The sequence below is a fragment of the Streptomyces sp. NPDC057253 genome (assembly GCF_042669125.1).
Classification (GTDB): Bacteria; Actinomycetota; Actinomycetes; order Streptomycetales; family Streptomycetaceae; genus Streptomyces.
The window spans coordinates 91,000-107,608 of sequence record NZ_JBHUXV010000024.1; the positions used below are offsets into that span (position 1 = coordinate 91,000).

The window sequence follows — 16,609 nt, forward strand, 5'->3', positions numbered from 1 at the left end:
GTCCAATGCCGGTTGGGGACGCCGTGATGCATGGCGCTCATCAGCGTCCCCGAGGGCGGCTGCTTCACCGGGAAGGTGCGGGTGACCAGGGCGTCGGTGCAGAGCGTGGCCTCCAGCTGCTCGACGACCGGCGGTCTGTACTGCGGGTCGCGGTCGGAGAGGCCGGTCAGGTGGAAGCTGCCGGTGCCGACGCGATCGCTCGGCGCGCACGACGTCGAAGGACTTATCCACGAACTCGGTGACGACGGGTGGCCGGCCGGGCAGACGTGGAGCTGAGGACGAACAGATCCTGTGGCGGCAGGCTTGACCAGGCGGACATCCTGGTGGCCGCCGTCGAACGACGCGTGGCGAAGGACGGACCCGAAGTGCAGGTCGCCGGACAGCTCAGTGAGAGGTGGGAGCCGCCTCGCTAGCTTCGTCACGGGGCAGGTGGCGGCGTGAGTGAATGAGGGGGCGTAGCCGCTAGAGTCGGCCACCTTTGGGCAGGCGTTCGTTCGTTGCACGGCGGTCGGGTGCATCGCTCGCCCAGGACGCGAGCATCCGCAGGGCTTCGTCCGATGGTGATCCCGGGTCGGCAAGGAAGGTGAAGAGGGTTTGGTCGGGGTCGTCGGGGAAGGTGAGAGCTTCCGTGCGCAAGGTCAGTTCGCCCACCACCGGGTGGTGCAGAACCTTGGTGTCGTGACTGATCCGAACAACCTTCTGCACCGCCCACCACTGGCGGAAGGGCTCGCTCTTCATCGACAGTTCGCCGACCAGTTCCGCCGTGCGGGCGTCCTCGGGATGTCGCGCTGCATCCATCCGTAGCGTCCCGACGAACATGGCTGCCACTCGGTCCCAGCTGTGTGCGAACACCTCGCGGGCTGTCTCATCGAGCATGATCCACCGCACCGCGTTGCGTTCATGCGCCGGCATCGCGTCGAAGTCGGCCAGAACGAGACGCGCCATACGGTTCGTCGCCAGGACGTCTGTGCGCCGCCCCAGGACAAAGGCGGGAGTGTCGCCCAGACGCGCCAGGAGGGCGTGCACCCCGGGGCGCACCTTCTGCCTGGTTCGCTGGCCGCGGCGCCGTGGAGTGGAGGGGCGGCGCGCCACCGCATGCAGGTAGCTGCGCTCTGCGTCGTCGAGCTGCAAGGCCTGTGCCAAGGCGTCGAGCACGGACTCCGAGGGCGTGATCGGCCTGCCCTGCTCCAGGCGCGTGTAGTAGTCCACGCTCACGCCCGCCAAGGCCGCCAGCTCTTCTCGGCGCAACCCTGGCACTCGGCGCGGGGAAGTGTCCTCGATACCCAGCTCGTGAGGATCGATCGCGGCGCGGCGAGCGCGGAGGAAATCGCTGAGACCTTCGTTCCGGTCCATACGGCAAGGATCACCCCGTCGCACGGACACGGCCAGAGCGTGGGTGGCCCTCTCGGTCCCAGGAACCAGGAGGCCACTCCACCTCTCGTTTCGACCCTGTGCGAGCGGTTGTCTGGAAGCACGAGCCACCCGGCCGTCTCACCACCTCGTCGACCGCGCGACCGTGCGGCATTCTCAGGAGCATCGACATGTCTTCCATCTGGCTTGTCACTGGAGCTACTTCCGGCTTCGGCCGCCTGGTCACCGAACGTGCTCTCGCCCAAGGGGCTCACGTGATCGCCGTAGGCAGGCGCCGGGACCGCCTCGATGATCTCCTCCAGCTGGCCCCGCAGGGACAGCTGACCGCGGTGGAACTCGACCTCACCGATGCCAAGGCCGAAACCGTTCTCGCCGACATCATCCGCGCCGCCGGCCGGCTGGACGTTCTGGTCAACAACGCCGGCTACGGACTCTTCGGAGCGATTGAGCAGATCGACGCAGCCGAGGCACGAGCGATCTTCGACACCAACGTCTTGGCCAACCTGGCCGTTCTGCGGGCTGCCCTCCCGGCCCTACGTGCATCCCGGGGACGCGTCCTGCAGACGTCGTCGCTCATCGGCCAGTTCGCCTGGCCCTCCTCCGGCCTTTATGCGGCGTCGAAGGGCGCTGTCGAGCTCATCAGCGAAGCCCTCGCTCACGAGGTGGCTCCCACCGGTGTCAAGGTCACCATCATCGAGCCCGGCACGTTCGGGACCGAGTTCGGCGCCAACCTGCGGGTCGTCCTTCCCTCCGACGCCTACGCACCCACGGTCGGTAAGTTCCTCACCGACTTCTCCGCGCTCCCCGCGGAAGCCTTCGGAGACCCGCGCGCCGTCGCCGACGCCATCATGAGCGTTGCCTCCCTGGACGAACCCCCTCTGCGTCTGGCTGTCGGCGCCGATGCCGTTCAGCACATCCGCGCCTCACTTCAGTCCCGGCTGGAAGAGCTCAACCGCTGGGAGGCACTCTCCCTCAAGGGTGAGGTGCGAAGCGCCTGACCTCGGCGGGACCCGAGGGCCTGGCTGCGGAAGCTTGCCGCGGCCAGCCCCCAGTCACGACGGGCGGCGCCGCCATTTTCTGCATTCCCGCAGCCCGGTCGCCCGGGCCGCAAGAATCCACTCGTGAAAGACCCGGAACACGTCACGAGAGGGCATCACACCGCCCACACGGATGCATGCAATCCGAGCGAGGCTGGCAGCAGCCAAGAGCCCAGTCAGCCCACCCCCTTGACCCTGGGGTTCGGCATGAGTGCGGTAGCCGCCACGGGAGGGCTGCTGGACCTGCCTGCCGGCGCTGCCCGGCTGGCGACGGCGTCTCTGGGCTCAGCACCGCAAGCGCGTCGCCCGCGGCTAGAGTGGAGCGGCCCCCCGGCCGTATAGAAACCGCCTCAGTCCGAAGACGGCTGCGGTTCCTGGGTGTCGGGTCGGGCGAGGGTTTCGGCGGCGACCTGGGCGAAGTCGTGGATGAGGCGGGAGCGGCGGGCCGCCACCCAGGCAAGGGCCACCTCGTTGGGGCCGATGTCTTCCACGCGCAGCGGGATCACATCCGGCCGGGTGTAGAAGCTGGCCGTGGACAGCGGGAGCACACAGACACCCGCTCCGGCCGCCACCATTTCCAGCTTCTCCTCCACCTGATGGATCACCGGGACCTCGGGGCGCCGCCCGCCTTGCAGTTCCTGTGCCACGTCGCGCCACTCGGGCACGGCGTCGGGATTCTGAAGCAGGTGCTCGGCGGCGAGTTCTTTGATGCTCACGGACGTCCGGCCGGCCAAGGAGTGCCCGGCCGGAACCATGACGACGCGGGGCTCCCGGAAGAGCGGACGCATCTGCAGACCGTTGCCGTCGATGGGCAGGCGCACGATGCTGACGTCGGCGCGGCCGTCCAGGAGCACCTCGACCTGGTCGTCCCAGGTGGTACGCAGCAGGCGCATGGTGACGTCTGGATGGTGCGTGGTGAAGGCGACCATGGCCGGGGTGACGGTGATGCCGGGCATGAAGCCGACGGTCAGCGACTGGGTGCCCTGGGCCGCCGACTTCACGCGCCTCGTCAGTGCCTGGGCAGAGGCGAGCAGGGGGAGGGCGTCCTCCAGCAACTGCTCTCCCGCCGCAGTGAGCAGCGTTCCACGGCGGCCCCGGTCGCACACCTCCACTCCGAGGTCGTCCTCCAGGCTGCGGATCTGCCGGGACAGCACCGGCTGGGCGATGTGCAGCCGCTCCGCCGCCCGCCCGAAATGGAGTTCCTCGGCCACGGCCACGAAGTAGCGCAGCTTCCGCAGGTCAAGATCCATCCGGAATCACCGCCCGCTCTGTCGCCACGGCGCACCTGGTCGGTCGGCCGTTGTGGACCATGGCCGTCCTGGACGTCCTCCTGGCACGGCCTTGGCATTCGATCACCAATCTACCGGGCGAGCGCGCACCGCCGGGGACGCTGCCGGCCGGCGGTGCGCAGGCGTGCTCAGCCACGGGCGAGAACGGCCAGCGGGTCGGTGTGGGTGGGAATCCAGCCCAGTTCCTTCCTGGCACGGGCCGGAGTGAGCTGCTGGTCGAGAGCGAAGGCGTCGGCGATCGGGCCCATCTGTTCCCGGGCCTGTTCCAGGCTGATCGACGCGAGCTTGCCCTCGATGCCCGCGGCCCGGCTCACTGCCAAGGCGCACTCCTTGGCAGTGGGGTTGACGCCGCCGACGCCGGCATACACCGCACCCGGCTTCGCCTTGAGGGCGGCCACGTACAGCTCGGCGATGTCGTCGACGTGCACCAGCGCCCAGCGGTTGGTCCCGTCGCCGATGTAGGGGATGGCACCGGCTTCCTTGCCCGGGGTGGTGTAGAAAATGTCGATCAGACGGTTCTCGCCGCCGTAAAGCAGGCCGGGCTGCACCACGACGGGGCGGCCACCGTGCCGGGCGCGCTCGAGGACGGCGTCCTCCACGGACTTGCGCCAGGCGACCAGGGCCGGCGGGTTCCACGGGGCGCTCTCGTCCACCACGCCCTGGGTGTCGCCGTAGACCCAGGTTCCGCCGGTGTGCACGTAGGGGCCGCTGCCGATGCCGTCCTGCATGGCACCGGCCGCCGCCAGATCCTCGGCGCCGGTCTCGGCCTGCGCCAGGTGCACGACGGCCTCCGCACGGGCGGCGGCGGCGTTCAGCACGCCGAGGTCCCCGAGCCCGCCCCGCACCGGTGTCGCGCCGAGGTCACGGACGGTCTCGGCGGCGCGATCGCTGCGGGCCAGGGCCTCCACCGTGTGTCCCTGCCGGATGAGGGCGCCGATGGTCGCCCTGCCGATGTATCCGGATCCGCCGGTGAGGAAAACCCTCATGATCTCAACTCCTGTGACTGTCGGTGTCCTGCTCCCACAGCCTCCGTCCGGCGGCGGCACTCCGTCCAAGACCTCTTTCGACGCCTCTGATACCCATCAGGTATCACGCATGTGTGGGTGGCCGAGGGAAGCCCTGCTGAGGCCCGGCGGGGCTTCCGGCAGCGGCTGCCACGCGATCCGCCCTCACACCGAACCGCGTCCACCCCGGCATGTCGAGAAGGCTGACGCTGTTGCCTGGCGTGGCCGCCGGGGCGATCGCTGCCCACCTCTACTACGCCCACCCACATCGTGTGCGAGGGACGAGGTCTCCATCCCGCCACCACTCCAGGAGCCGAAGTCGGTGCAGGCGGAGCACATCCGCTCCTCGCACTCCCCGTTCCTCAGCAGCCCGGCGGAACGGCTGCCTGCTGCGCGAGGAGATGGCGGCGGTCTGAGACATCGGTTGAAGGACCGGACAGCGAACGGGCGTTCCCGCGACACATCGTCGATCGGATGCGCGCCGGTCCCCGTACAGGAGAAAGGCGCGGGCCGCCTGATCACTGGGACAGTCCGCCGGTTACGGCGATGGTGGCCGACCCGGACGGCCTGGACTCCGGCGCTGGAGTGGTTGACGGCGAGGACGTCACGGTCCGCGAGGACGTGGAGCGAGTTACGGAGTGACCGTGTACGTCTGCACGTCGAAGGTCTGGCCGAGGGAGTTCGTCGGTGCCACCGTCACCGACGTGCCGTCCACGGTCACCTTCAGGAAGTGGTAGACCTGCGCGTCGTCCGTGGGCACCGACGCGGCACCGCAGGCCGAACCCCGGTTGCGGCTGTAGGACCACCCGATGCCGTAGGCATCGGTGGCCGAGCAGCCGTTCTCCCCGACGGAGTGCACATCGGCCCCGCCGCCGCCGGTGACGTACGACGCGATCCGGCCCGCTCCCGCGGTGTTGCGCTGATAGAGGTGCGAGTGGCCGTTGAAGACGAGGTCCACTCCGCCGTCCAGCAGAGTCTGCTCGACGCCTGTGAGGAAGGTGTCGCTCGGCTCGCTCGCGCTGTCCGAGCGCAGCGGGAAGTGGAAGAACGCGAACTTCGGTACGCCCGGATGGGCCGCGAGGTCGGCCTTGAGCCACTCGTACTCGGCGGTTCCGTCCTGCCAGTGTGCGTGCGCGTCCTGCTCGTAGATCGCGCAGTGCGAGCCGCACGAACCGCCCGTGACGGAACCGGTGTTGGAGTTCCCCCACGCGGTGTCGAGCAGGTAGAAGCGGACGCCGCCGGTCGTGAAGGCGTAGTACGTCGTCGGATAGCTGATCGCACTCGAGCCCAGATACGACGGATAGTCGACCAGCGCCCACACCCCGCCGGAGGCCGCCGCCAGCGCCGACTGCTTCCACACCTGCAGATAGGTGTTGGTCATGCTGTGGTTGCCGACGGTCCCGAGGAGCGGGATGTGCATGCCGGGCTGCGTCCAGTACGACGGCCCGAACCACGAACTGACGTCCGCGCCCGTCTGGTTGAGATCGCCGTACTGGGTCTGCGAGGTGCCGGGGTGCGTGTTGTCGCCGGTCTGGACGACGAAACGGGCACCGCTCGCCGCGATCTGGCTCATCACGTTCGCCTGGTTCACGTTCAGTGAGCCGTCGTCGACGCCGGAGTTGGTGGTCTCGCCCGTGTCGCCGAGGACGTCGAAGGTGAACGGCGTGGTGGAGCCGGCGGATTCGGGGGTGGTGAAGTTCGGGGTCGGCAGGGTGCCCAGCAGGTCCGTGCCGGATGCGGTGTAGACGCGGTAGCAGTAGGTGGTGCCCGCGCTCAGGCCCGTCACGGTCACCGAGTTGGCGTACTCCCGGAGCGAGCCGACGGTGATCGGGCTGCCCAGGGCCGGGGAAGTGGCCGTGTTCGCCGTGCAGTTGCCCAGGGGGCCGTAGCGGACCGAGCCGCGGCTCTGCGTCGTGGTCGCCCAGCTCACCTGGACGGACGTCGTCGTGGCGTCCGAGAGGTAGGGGGCGCGCGTCAACTGCGCGTCGGCGCCAGGCAGGTCGGCGTGCGCGGCCGGAGCGAACGACAATGCCGTGCCCGCTCCCAGGACGAGGGCGAACACGGCGTTGCGAGCGTGCCTCAAGGAGAGGCTGCGGTGCTGGGAGGGGAGTCTTCCGGTCACGTTCTTTCTTCCTTTCTCGTTCTGGTCTCGCGCAGCCGTGCCAGTGCCGCGACTGCGCCCACCAGCAGTGCCGCGCAGCCGGTGATCCGCAGCAGGCCCGGCCAGTAGCCGAGCGGGTCATGACGGGCCGCTGAGGAGGAGGGCACCGACGGAGCGGCCGACAATGGGATGCCGCGCAACTCGCGCAGCACGTCCAGGGATTGCGTGCCCTGCCGGACCGACGGCTCCACGTGCGAGTTCTCGCTGAACTCGTTCCAGCTGATCAGCCCGAGCACATCCGGACCCGAGGCCATGGCGGCCGCGTACTCGGTGCGCAGCGTTCGGCCGCCGTCCCGTGGCACCGACTTGGTGCCGCCCACCAGGCGGGCGTCGAAGCCGGGGGCGAACGGCGCCATCCAGTAGCCGTGGGCCGCGTGTGCGGTGGCGGCCATCGCGCGCAGCTTGGTCGCGTGCCGGTCGTTCGTGTCCGGGTTCACCGACGACCAGTAGTAGGCGTCGCCGTCGGTGACGTGCGTCAGCCTGCGGATGCCCTGCGGGCTCTTCTCGGTGGCGAGCACCAGCATCCCCTTCCGCACGGGCGCGGTGATGCGCGCGATGTCCGCGGTCGAGTACTGCCAGGTGCCACTGAACACCGTCAGCGGCTTGCCGTCGAGGCGGAAGAAGGCCGGATCGCGGGCGTAACGGCCGTACAGCAGACGGAAGTCGGCGGCGACCCGGTCCGTTGCGAGAGGCCGACGCCGGAAGTCGAGCCCCTGATAGATGACCGCCACTTTGAAGGCACGTGCCCGCGCCACGTCCAGCAGCAGCCGCAGCCGTCGGTTGTTGACGGCCGAGGATTTCCAGCTCACCACGAAACCATCGATGCCCGCGGACTTCGCCCAGTCGACATGGGTGCGGATCACGGAGGCGTCGTCGCTGGAGTAGTGGCCCAGACGGGGGTAGTCGGTCTTCGCGCGCTGCCAGGACGACGGCTCGAACCACTGGTAGTAGTACGCCAGCAGTGGCACCCGGCGCTCTTCGGCCGAACTCGCGGACGCCGGGAACAGCCCCGCCAGCACCAGCACCAGCACGGCCAACAGCCCCGGTCTTCTCATCCGCGCTCACCACCGCGCCGTCGCCGCATCCACCGCCCGACCAGCAGCAGCCCTGCCGCCAGCACCCCGGCCGTGCCCGCCGCGAGCGCCAGATCGGCCCGGCTGACCACCCTCAGCTGGATGCTCTGCGTCCGTGACAGGCGGACCTGCTGCACGGCCCGCAGTCCTTGGCCGCCGGTCACCTCGACCTCGTACTGCCCGTGCGGCAGATCCCGCAGCGTCGTGTCCCGGCCCGCGCCGAAGGTCGCCTCCCGCACCGACCCGTCCGGCAGCGTGATCCGCACCGCCCGCCCGGCCACCGACCCGAGCACCGCGTCCCGCGCCGACACCGTCAGATCGTGGAACGGTGTGGTGAAGACGACCTCCTGATGGGACGCCGGTTGGAACCGCTGCCGCCCGGCGTCCACCGTGTTCGTGCCGTACGCGTCCGCCGACAGCAGTGCGTATCCGACCTTCCGCGAGGTCAGCACGCTGTTGCGGTACACCGGCAACAGACCGTCCAGCCAGACCGGTTGGCCTACCGGCAGCCGCTGGGTGTGCCCTGTGTCGCTGCGCACGCTCACATACGGCACCCGGTCGCGGGGTACGGCGCGGCCGTCCTGGTCGACGCAGCGCACCGTCACCCGGAAGCGGGCCGTGAACGCCGCCGTCACCGTGTAGTCCCGACGCAGCGGCAGCCCCCGTACCGTGTGCCGGAACGCTTGGTCGGGATCGCGTTGCCCGGCCCATCGGGAGAACGTGAACTTTCGTTCTTCTGAGGCCAGTTCATGGTCGTCGACGGCCAGTGCGTGCCCTGCGAAGTCGTGCGCACCGGTGAAACGCACCGTCCCGTCCGCCCCGGTGACCGCCGTGCGCCCGTCGAACGTGAACGGCACGCCGGCGAGCCGGGGCGTCGTGCGCACCGTGACGGTGACCGTGGTGACAGCAACCGCCGGACTCGGAGCCAGCCCCACCAGCACGACCCCGAGCAGCACCAACCACCTCACGACGTACGCCATTTCGGCCGCACCGCCCCCCACAACAACCCTGCCACCAGCAACGACGCGGCCCCGTACACCGCGTACACGGGCGTCGGCGAAGGCCGCCGTGCCACCGGAAGCGCCGCCTCCCGCGCCCCCGCCGGGATCAGCTCGGCGCGCCGCGGTGCCGCCGAGAAGTCGAAGGCGTCGGCGAGACTTCGAGCCTCCGTGGTGCGGCCGCCCAGCGGTCGCAGCCGCCAGTTGTCCACGACGAACCGCAGCGCACTGGCCGCCTCGAACTGCCCGTGTTGCACCTTCCCCCGCGACACATACGGGCTCACCAGCACCGCCGGCACCCGCAGCCCCCGCCCGGTCGGCGGTTTCACATGGTCGTACCAGCCCCCGGAACCGTCGTACGACCACAACAGCGCTGACGATGACCAGTACTGACTGACCATCAGCTGTGAGGCGAGCTCCCGCACCAGCCGCTGCCCGGCCGGTACCGAGCGTGCCGAGCGTTCGCCCGCGCCCGACGACGCGACGAACGCCACTGAGGGCAGCGTCCCGCGGTCCAGGTCCCGGTAGTACTCGCGCAGATCGACGATGTGCGCGCTCAGCCTCCGGTTGTCGACGAAGCGCGGAAGGTCCAGGAGCGGGACGCGGACGGTCTGGGTGGTGAGGTCGGGGGAGCGGTAGGTCTGCTTCGGGTCGTAGTTCTGGACGTAGAACTTCCAGCTCACACCCGCCTCTTCGAGCCGGTCGAAGACGGTGGGCCCGGTCAGCTCCGCGGTGCCCGCGACCCAGTGATTGCGGTTGGCGCGGGTGCCGTCGAGCGAGGACGCGAAGAAGTGGTCGAAGAGCTCGTAGCGGTCGGCGGCGTTCCAGTAGAAGGGCAGGTCACGGCGGTCGTAGTGCCCCATGGCCACCCGCCCGTCCCGGCCCTGCCGTTCGAAGGCGGCGACGAAGCCGTCCATGCGCCCGCCGTCGTACTGCTGCCGCACCAGGCGCGGCCCGGCACCGGGGGACAGGGGTGGTGATCCGTGCAGCGGGTACGGCGCCACGGTGCCCGCGCCCGGATGCGCGGGGTCGCGTGGCTGACTCATCCCCGCGGTGAGGCCGTCGGCTCCCGGGTACGTGCCGAAGTAGTGGTCGAAGGTGCGGTCACCCTGCATGAGATAGATGAGGTGCTGAACGGGTGTGCGGGGGACGGGAGTTGATGCCATCGCTGTCCCGCTGCCCGTGAGCAGCAGGGCCAGTGCCAGCAGCAGCGCCCTCATGACGCCCTCACCCGGTAGATCACGACCACCTTCACCCCGCCCCCGTTGCGCGCCGTGAACACCGCCGTCCCGTGATAACGCCCCACCAGTCCCTGCAACTTGGCGGTGAAGAATGCGGTACGACGTGCCGTGTACGCGTCCCACACCAGGTACTGGAAGTCGCCGTCCCTGAGGGCCCGGTCCGGGTTCGGGACCGCCCGGTAGCTGGGGTTGCGGCGGGCCGGGTCGGGCGAGACGGAGAGCGCGGAGACCGGGCAGAACCCGTAGTACTGCACCACGTTGGCCATGGACGGCCCGATGGCGAGCAGCCGCGAGCCCTCCGGCGCGTGCTCGCGCACCCACAGCCCGGCCTCCCGGCCGCCCGGCAGGCCGCCCGTCCCGGCCAGGAACCGGGTGCTCGTCTGCGGCTGGATCCGCATCCAGCACGGCACCGCGAGCGACACCACGACCAGCCAGATCGCCGAGGCCGCCGCGAGGCGCTGCATCCGGTCCACCCGCGGGAACGAGGTGAGCGTCCGCCCCGCCAGCACCGCGAACACCGGTGCCACGGGCAGCAGATACTGGAAGCCCTTCACCGGCCAGACCGTGAAGAACAGCGCGGGCACCACGACCCAGCACACCAGCAGCCGCTCCCGCCAGGTGTTCTCGCGTCGCAGCCACACCAGCCCCGCCAAGGCGGCCGTGACCACCAACGGGCCCACCGCCCACGGCACTTCACGGCCGTAGAAGGAATAGGGGTGATTGGCGCGGCGGAACATCTGCCACAGCAGGTAGTTGCCGCCGGCCCGCGCGTGCCCGGCCAGCAGCTGGGACAGCGGATGGGCCACCGCCACCACCCCGATCACGCCCAGCGCGGGCAACAGATGCCGCCAGCGGGTGCGCACGGCCGGGGTCAGCGCGAAGAACGCGTACAGCGACCCCAGGAAGACGATCGAGGTCTCCTTCGCCAGCACCGTGAACCCGAGCATCCCGCCGGCCGCCAGCAGCCAGCGCGGGGACGGTGATTCGGCGTAACGCACCACGCAGTACAAGGCGCCGGTCGCGCACAGCGTCATCGGCGCGTCCAGCAGCACCTGGCGGCTGACCACGACGTGGTACGGCATCACCGCCAGCAGCAGGGCCCCGACGAGCGCGGCCCGCCGCCCGTACAGCCGTCGCCCCAGTCCGTACGTCACCGCCACCGTCGCCACACCCAGCAGCGCCGGCACCGCACGCGCCGCCCAGTCACTCTCGTGGATGCGCAACGCCAGCGACACGAGTGACTGGAAGAGCACCGGATGCGCCCGGAACACCGGGAAGAGCGAGGCGAGTTGGTCGTCCCCGGCGAGTGAGGCCGCCGTACCCGTGTAGACCGCCTCGTCGCTGTTGAAGCCGGTCGCGGTGAGCTGCCACAGCCGCAGGAAGGCCGCCAGGAGCAGTACGGCGGTCAGGGGTGCGGCAGCCCGCACCCCGGCGCCGGAGGGGGCCGGCGCCGGGGCGGTGCGGGATGCTCCTCTGGGGAGCACGAACCGGTCGGTCATGCGGCCGAGCCGGCCTGCAGTTCCCACCGGGGCCAGGCCTCGGCGGCGGTACGCGCCGTCGGACGGTGTTCCTCGCCCGCCAGCAGCCGCGGGATCTCGTCGGCCCACCCGAAGCAGTCCGAGGCGAGCACCCGGGTACGCACACCGGACAGGAACCCGGCGAGGATCTCCCGCTCCCGGGCACGCAGTTCGGCATGGTCGAGGCCGCCGATGCGCAGCGCCGGCGCGAGATAGCGGTAGGGCGGGAAGCCGTACGCGTCCTCGGTGTTGGCCAGCATCCGCTCCAGCGCCACGTCGCCGTCGAGGTCGTACAGGGCGGGCGTACCGCGTTCGATGACGAACAGGTCCCGTACGTCGGTGCTCGACCCCAGCCGGCAGGGCACCAGGCGGTCGACGCTGTACTTCGGCGGCGGCACCAGGATCTGTGTGAGCGCGTTGATGCCCATGATCGGCAGGTTGAAGCGGGACAGCATCAGCGCGATCGAGCGACCGCCTTTGGAGTGCAGCCGCGACTGCAGGTTGAGCCGGCGCCACTCCTTCTTCGTGAGGTCCTCGGCCTGTACGGCCCGCAGGGTGTGCGCGCTGATGGTGAGCGGCTTCGGGAAGCAGACGGCCCGCCCGGTCGCGTCCACGACCGTCATGTCGTCGGACAGGAAGCGTCCGCCGTGCTCGCGCAGCAGTCGCAGGACGGTCGCGGTCTTGCCGGTGTCGGTGAGCGCCGACAGCATGACCCCGCGCCCGTCGAGCTCCACGCAGGCGGAGTGCAGCAGCATCCGTCCGCGCGAGATGAGCACGAACCGCAGCAGTGCCTCGACGATGTTCGTGTAGACGACGTGCGGTGAACGGGCCAGCAGCGGGCCGACCTCCACCGTGATCGGTGGGCCCAGCCGCACCCGGAAGTTCGCGCCGAAGCGGCCCAGGTGCTCCTCGTAGCGCAGTGCCGCCGTGTCGCTGTGGTCCTCGGTCAGCGCGGCCCGCCCGCGTGGCCTGCGCCGCCCGACGTCCCCGACGCGCACGGCGATGTCGACGTCGGCGTCGGGGATCCACTGCGCGCGGAAGAACTCCAGCTCGGGCAGCCGTATTTGGGAGCCGATGGTGACGGTCCCGGCGACGTCGTAGCGGTAGGGCAGGTACACGGAGCGCTTCCTGCTCACCGGCGCGGTCGGGGCATCGGCGTCGACGAGCATCTTCACGGGGTCGCGCCGCCGGACCTTCTTCTCGCCGCCGCTGTAGATCATGCGGTCGCTGATCAGGAACCGCAGGACGAAGAGCAGAACCAGGGTGAGCGCGTTGGCCGTCAGGACGCCCACGCCGGCCACGACGAGCCACTGAAGCAGCGGGAGCCGGGCGATCAACAGCAGGTTGTTCATCGCGAAGAAGCGGCCGGCTCGCCCGGGCCAGCTGCCCTTGCGCTGTCCGTTGCGGTAGACGGCGGCATCGGTGAGGAGGAAGTTCCAGGCGGTGGAGAACTGGGTCGCGAGCGCCGCCCCCAGCAGGTGGTGCACCCCGAGCACGTCGAAGAACAGCCACAGGGCGGCCGTGTTGACGACGATCCCGGACACACCCACGAGCCCGAACGCGACCATCCGCGCCAACTGCCGCTGCCCGCCGGCCACCGAGCGCCGCAGCCGTACGACATGCCGTACGAAGGCCAGGCCCTCCCTGACGGAGGCCTTCGACCGGCCTGCCTCGCGAGGCGCGAAGGTGTACGCCACCTCGGCGACCCGGGCGGCCGGGTGGCGCACCAGGATCTCCAGCAGGATCTTGAAGCCGACCGGCCGCAGCCGCTCGGTGTCGATCGCGTCCCGGCGGAACGCGAACAGCCCGCTGAGCGGGTCGCTGACGGTGGCCAGCCGGCGTGGGAACGCCGCCTTGACCAGGCGGGTCGCGGACGACGAGGTCGCCTGCCGGCCCGCGCCGGCGAGTCCCTCGGACTGGCCGTTCCCGGCGTACCGGGTGCCGACGGCGATGTCGACGCCCTCCCGCATCGCGGTCCTGGCCAGCAGTGCGGCGGCCTGCGGCGGGTGCTGCAGGTCCGCGTCCATGACCAGCACCCAGGCGCCGCGCGCGGCCCGGATCCCGGCCACGACGGCCCCCGACAGTCCTCCGCTGCGCAGGCCGGAGGGCCGGTGCAGAGCCCGCACGGGGACGGGGCAGTCCGGCGCGAGGGCGGCGATCTCCTGGACGGTCGCGTCATCGCTGTCGTCCACGAAGAGGATCTCGGCGCCGAGCGGGGCGAGGGCCGGCCCGAGCCGGTCGAGCAGCAGCGGGACGCTCTCCTGCTCGTCGCGTGTGGGTATCAGGACGGTCAGCCGGGGCGTGGCAGCCTTGCCGTCGCCTCCGCCTCCGAGTTCCCGGACACCCGTCGGCACCCCGTCGGGGGCAGCCGAAACGGAATCGATCACATGGGTCATGGAGTCCCCCCAGAACGCGTGCCGTCGGCCGAGCGGCGCGACGGACACCGACGACCACCCGTGAAAACGGGCGGAGGAGTGAGCGGTGACCCTCGCGGGCGTACGGTCTCGACGCGGCGCGGGGAGGTGCAGGGCGCGCGCAACGCAAAGGCGAACGCGCACCGGGCTCCACGGTCAGGAGCGGATGCCAGAGGCTAGCAGCGGAGTTGACGCGTTCGCCGGGCATTCAGCCTGTATCCGGCGGTAATTATCCTGCTGTTTACCTGATTCAGTCGCATTGCGCCCCATCCATGCACCGCGGTCCCGTCCGTCACGGTCAAACGTAGTCAGATCTACGCCTTGATTACGTGGAGGTGAAAGTCACCGCATTCTTCTCAGACCCCCTGCTGAACCTGTGATTCCGCCGCAAGCATGAGCGTCATGTCTTACGACGGACCACCCGGTCCCTCGCCCCGAGACGACCGGGACCCTGTGGCCACCCTCATGGACGCCATGCGTGCGGCTCTCGCCCTGATCGACGACGTGGAGGCGCTCAGACTCGAAAACCGCCAGCTCAGAGAGGCCCTGGAGGGACGCGCCCTGATCGAGCGCGCCAAGGGCATGCTCATGGCCCGTCGCGGCTGCGACGAGGCCACCGCCTTCGAGATACTCGTCAGCCTCTCCCGTAAACAGCGGCGCAAGGTGCGGGCGGTGGCGGCCGACTTCACGAACGACCTCGGGTTCCAGCCGCTCATGTGAAGCAGGTAAGACCGATACTCGTACCGGCACAGCGCGTTGAAGCAGGAACCCACCGAGACGGAAAGCCGACCGTGGTAGGAATCCCCGGGCATCAGCCCGGGGAGCGGAAAGTCAACGGAGATCGATCTGGAACACCTTGTCCGCGCCGCCCGGTTCGCCTCCGTTGTTGTCGGCGTTGGTGGTGGACAGCCACAGGGCGTTCTGGCCGGGGATCTTCTCCACCGTCCGCAGTCGGCCGTACTGGCCGACGTAGTACGCGGCTGGAGTACCGGCGTTGGTGCCGTCGACGGGGATGCGCCACAGCCGTTCGCCGCGCAGTGCCGCCATGTAGAGGGCTCCGTCGGCGTAGGTGACCGCGCTGGGGGAGGCCTCGCTGACGGTCCACTGCCGTTTGGGGTTGGTCATTCCGGAGGTGGAGCAACTGCCCTCACAGGTCGGCCAGCCGTAGTTCTTCCCGGACTCGATCAGATTGAGCTCGTCGTACTTGCTGTTGCCGAACTCCGCCTCCCACAGCCTTCCTTGGGCATCCCAGGTGAGGCCCTGGGGGTTGCGGTGCCCGAGGGAGTAGACGAGTGTGCCGAAGGGGTTGCCGGGCGCGGGCTTGCCGGCCGTCGTCATCCGCAGGATCTTGCCGTTGACGGAGTCCTTGTCCTGGGCGAGGCTGCTGTTCTGCGCGTCGCCCGTGGTCGCGTACAGGTAGCCGTCCGGGCCGAACTTGATGCGGCCTCCGTTGTGGTACTTGTTCTTGGCGATACCGGAGACAAGCACCTTGTAGCCGCTGAGTGAGGAGCCGTCGTACGTCATCCGGACGATGCGGTTGTCGGCGGACGCGGAGTGCATCAGGTAGACGTAGTGGTCGCTGTTCCAGTTCGGTGAGACCGCGACACCGAGGAGGCCGCCCTCGCCGCCCGTGGTCACGACGTTGGGCACCGCACCGATCTGGGTCTTCGTGCCGGACTGGGTGAGCTTGAAGAGCTTGAAGCTGTCCCGTTCGGTGATCAGTGCCGATCCGTCGGGCAGCCAGCTCAGCCCCCAGGGAACGGTCCAGCCGGACGAAACCGTGCGGACGGCCGAGGGGACGGAGTCGATGCCGCTGCCGGTTGCTCCGTCGCTCCGGGCCGAGGCGTTCGAGGTGCCGGCCGCCGCGCCGAGCAGGCCGGCGGTCAGTGCTGCCGCCGTTGCGGCCGAGGTGATGGTCCGGAATCCGCGCATGGGCGAGCTCCTCGTGTGGGGGGTGTCGTCAGCGTGCACCCCCGGAAGGTAGGAGGTATGCAATGGCGGGTCAAGGACGGATGAAGCCAAAGGTTCATACCTTCGCAGTCGATCTACGTGAGCGCCCGTCTGTCAACAGGGGTTATGGCGAAGGATCCGACCATGATTAGCCTTGAGGTGTCTATTTCAGCCAAGGAGAGATCGGAGCACTTTGCTGCTGACCCATTGACCCGGAAGGCTGCGGCTGGCGATTCTGCAACAGAGCACAACACTCGGCCGTCAGGCACACCGGTCCCCCCACGTCGGAAGGCAGGTACGGCTCATGACCGAATCCGCACAGCAGGCGGTGGAACCCCAGGCGCAGCCCCGAGAGGAAGAGGCAGAGGCCTGGCAGACCCCCGGTTACGTGGTCGTCGATACCGCCCTGGAGGTCACCGCGTACTCCTTGAGCAACCGCTAGCCCGCCGCCGTGCTGCTGCAGGTGCTCGGCACCGCGGCGGGCGGAGGCGTACCCCAGTGGAACTGCGCGTGCCCCGGCTGCTCCGGGGCACGCGCACGCCCGCACTGGCGCC

14 protein-coding genes and 1 pseudogene are annotated in these 16,609 nt (G+C 69.7%); 5 read left to right on the top strand and 10 right to left on the bottom strand.

The window, feature by feature from the left end:
- Positions 1-30: 30 nt before the first annotated feature.
- Positions 31-276, top strand: a complete 246-nt coding sequence (locus tag ACFULQ_RS16160; protein ID WP_383543756.1) for a hypothetical protein — start codon at positions 31-33, stop codon at positions 274-276.
- Between the two features lie 186 nt (positions 277-462).
- Here ACFULQ_RS16160 and ACFULQ_RS16165 read toward each other — a convergent pair whose 3' ends face one another.
- Entirely contained in the window at positions 463-1,353 is an 891-nt protein-coding gene (locus ACFULQ_RS16165; RefSeq protein WP_383543759.1) for a helix-turn-helix transcriptional regulator, read from the bottom strand.
- Positions 1,354-1,541: 188 nt separating this feature from the next.
- Here ACFULQ_RS16165 and ACFULQ_RS16170 point away from each other — a divergent pair, with 188 nt between their 5' ends.
- Positions 1,542-2,369: an SDR family NAD(P)-dependent oxidoreductase gene (locus ACFULQ_RS16170; RefSeq protein WP_383543803.1), complete on the top strand. Its 828-nt coding sequence runs from the start codon at positions 1,542-1,544 to the stop codon at positions 2,367-2,369.
- Positions 2,370-2,758: 389 nt separating this feature from the next.
- Here the strand turns inward: ACFULQ_RS16170 and ACFULQ_RS16175 are convergent, their stop codons facing one another.
- The 8 genes from ACFULQ_RS16175 to ACFULQ_RS16210 all read right to left on the bottom strand — a co-directional run bounded on the left by ACFULQ_RS16175 (position 2,759) and on the right by ACFULQ_RS16210 (position 14,087).
- The gene (locus tag ACFULQ_RS16175; protein ID WP_383543762.1) at positions 2,759-3,658 is read right to left on the bottom strand and encodes a LysR family transcriptional regulator; all 900 of its coding nucleotides are present in this window, start codon (positions 3,656-3,658) and stop codon (positions 2,759-2,761) included.
- Positions 3,659-3,825: 167 nt separating this feature from the next.
- The gene (locus ACFULQ_RS16180) at positions 3,826-4,683 is read right to left on the bottom strand and encodes an NAD-dependent epimerase/dehydratase family protein (RefSeq protein ID WP_383543765.1); all 858 of its coding nucleotides are present in this window, start codon (positions 4,681-4,683) and stop codon (positions 3,826-3,828) included.
- A gap of 649 nt (positions 4,684-5,332) precedes the next feature.
- Entirely contained in the window at positions 5,333-6,823 is a 1,491-nt protein-coding gene (locus ACFULQ_RS16185; RefSeq protein ID WP_383543768.1) for a fibronectin type III domain-containing protein, read from the bottom strand.
- Positions 6,820-7,917, bottom strand: coding sequence for an endo-1,3-alpha-glucanase family glycosylhydrolase (locus ACFULQ_RS16190; protein WP_383543771.1), 1,098 nt, complete (start codon positions 7,915-7,917; stop codon positions 6,820-6,822). The genes ACFULQ_RS16185 and ACFULQ_RS16190 overlap by 4 nt, the downstream gene beginning before the upstream one ends.
- Positions 7,914-8,915, bottom strand: a complete 1,002-nt coding sequence (locus ACFULQ_RS16195) for a hypothetical protein (RefSeq protein WP_383543774.1) — start codon at positions 8,913-8,915, stop codon at positions 7,914-7,916. Before ACFULQ_RS16195 ends, ACFULQ_RS16190 begins: the two co-directional genes overlap by 4 nt.
- Complete coding sequence (locus ACFULQ_RS16200) at positions 8,900-10,153, bottom strand: alkaline phosphatase family protein (protein WP_383543777.1); 1,254 nt, start codon at positions 10,151-10,153, stop codon at positions 8,900-8,902. The genes ACFULQ_RS16195 and ACFULQ_RS16200 overlap by 16 nt, the downstream gene beginning before the upstream one ends.
- Positions 10,150-11,673: an ArnT family glycosyltransferase gene (locus tag ACFULQ_RS16205; RefSeq protein WP_383543780.1), complete on the bottom strand. Its 1,524-nt coding sequence runs from the start codon at positions 11,671-11,673 to the stop codon at positions 10,150-10,152. The genes ACFULQ_RS16200 and ACFULQ_RS16205 overlap by 4 nt, the downstream gene beginning before the upstream one ends.
- Complete coding sequence (locus tag ACFULQ_RS16210) at positions 11,670-14,087, bottom strand: glycosyltransferase (RefSeq protein WP_383543784.1); 2,418 nt, start codon at positions 14,085-14,087, stop codon at positions 11,670-11,672. The genes ACFULQ_RS16205 and ACFULQ_RS16210 overlap by 4 nt, the downstream gene beginning before the upstream one ends.
- 420 nt (positions 14,088-14,507) lie before the next feature.
- Here ACFULQ_RS16210 and ACFULQ_RS16215 point away from each other — a divergent pair, with 420 nt between their 5' ends.
- Positions 14,508-14,825, top strand: coding sequence for an ANTAR domain-containing response regulator (locus ACFULQ_RS16215; RefSeq protein ID WP_383543786.1), 318 nt, complete (start codon positions 14,508-14,510; stop codon positions 14,823-14,825).
- A gap of 111 nt (positions 14,826-14,936) precedes the next feature.
- Here ACFULQ_RS16215 and ACFULQ_RS16220 read toward each other — a convergent pair whose 3' ends face one another.
- Positions 14,937-16,037 carry a PQQ-dependent sugar dehydrogenase gene (locus ACFULQ_RS16220; RefSeq protein ID WP_383543789.1) on the bottom strand — a complete coding sequence of 367 codons (1,101 nt, stop codon included), beginning with the start codon at positions 16,035-16,037 and terminating at the stop codon, positions 14,937-14,939.
- A gap of 322 nt (positions 16,038-16,359) precedes the next feature.
- Between ACFULQ_RS16220 and pqqA the strand changes: the two genes are divergently transcribed.
- Both pqqA and ACFULQ_RS16230 read left to right on the top strand, forming a co-directional pair.
- A complete protein-coding gene (gene pqqA, locus ACFULQ_RS16225; RefSeq protein WP_383543792.1) occupies positions 16,360-16,497 on the top strand; it encodes a pyrroloquinoline quinone precursor peptide PqqA in 138 nt (45 codons plus the stop codon).
- A gap of 9 nt (positions 16,498-16,506) precedes the next feature.
- Positions 16,507-16,609: pseudogene (locus ACFULQ_RS16230) on the top strand (pyrroloquinoline quinone biosynthesis protein PqqB); the annotation flags it as partial.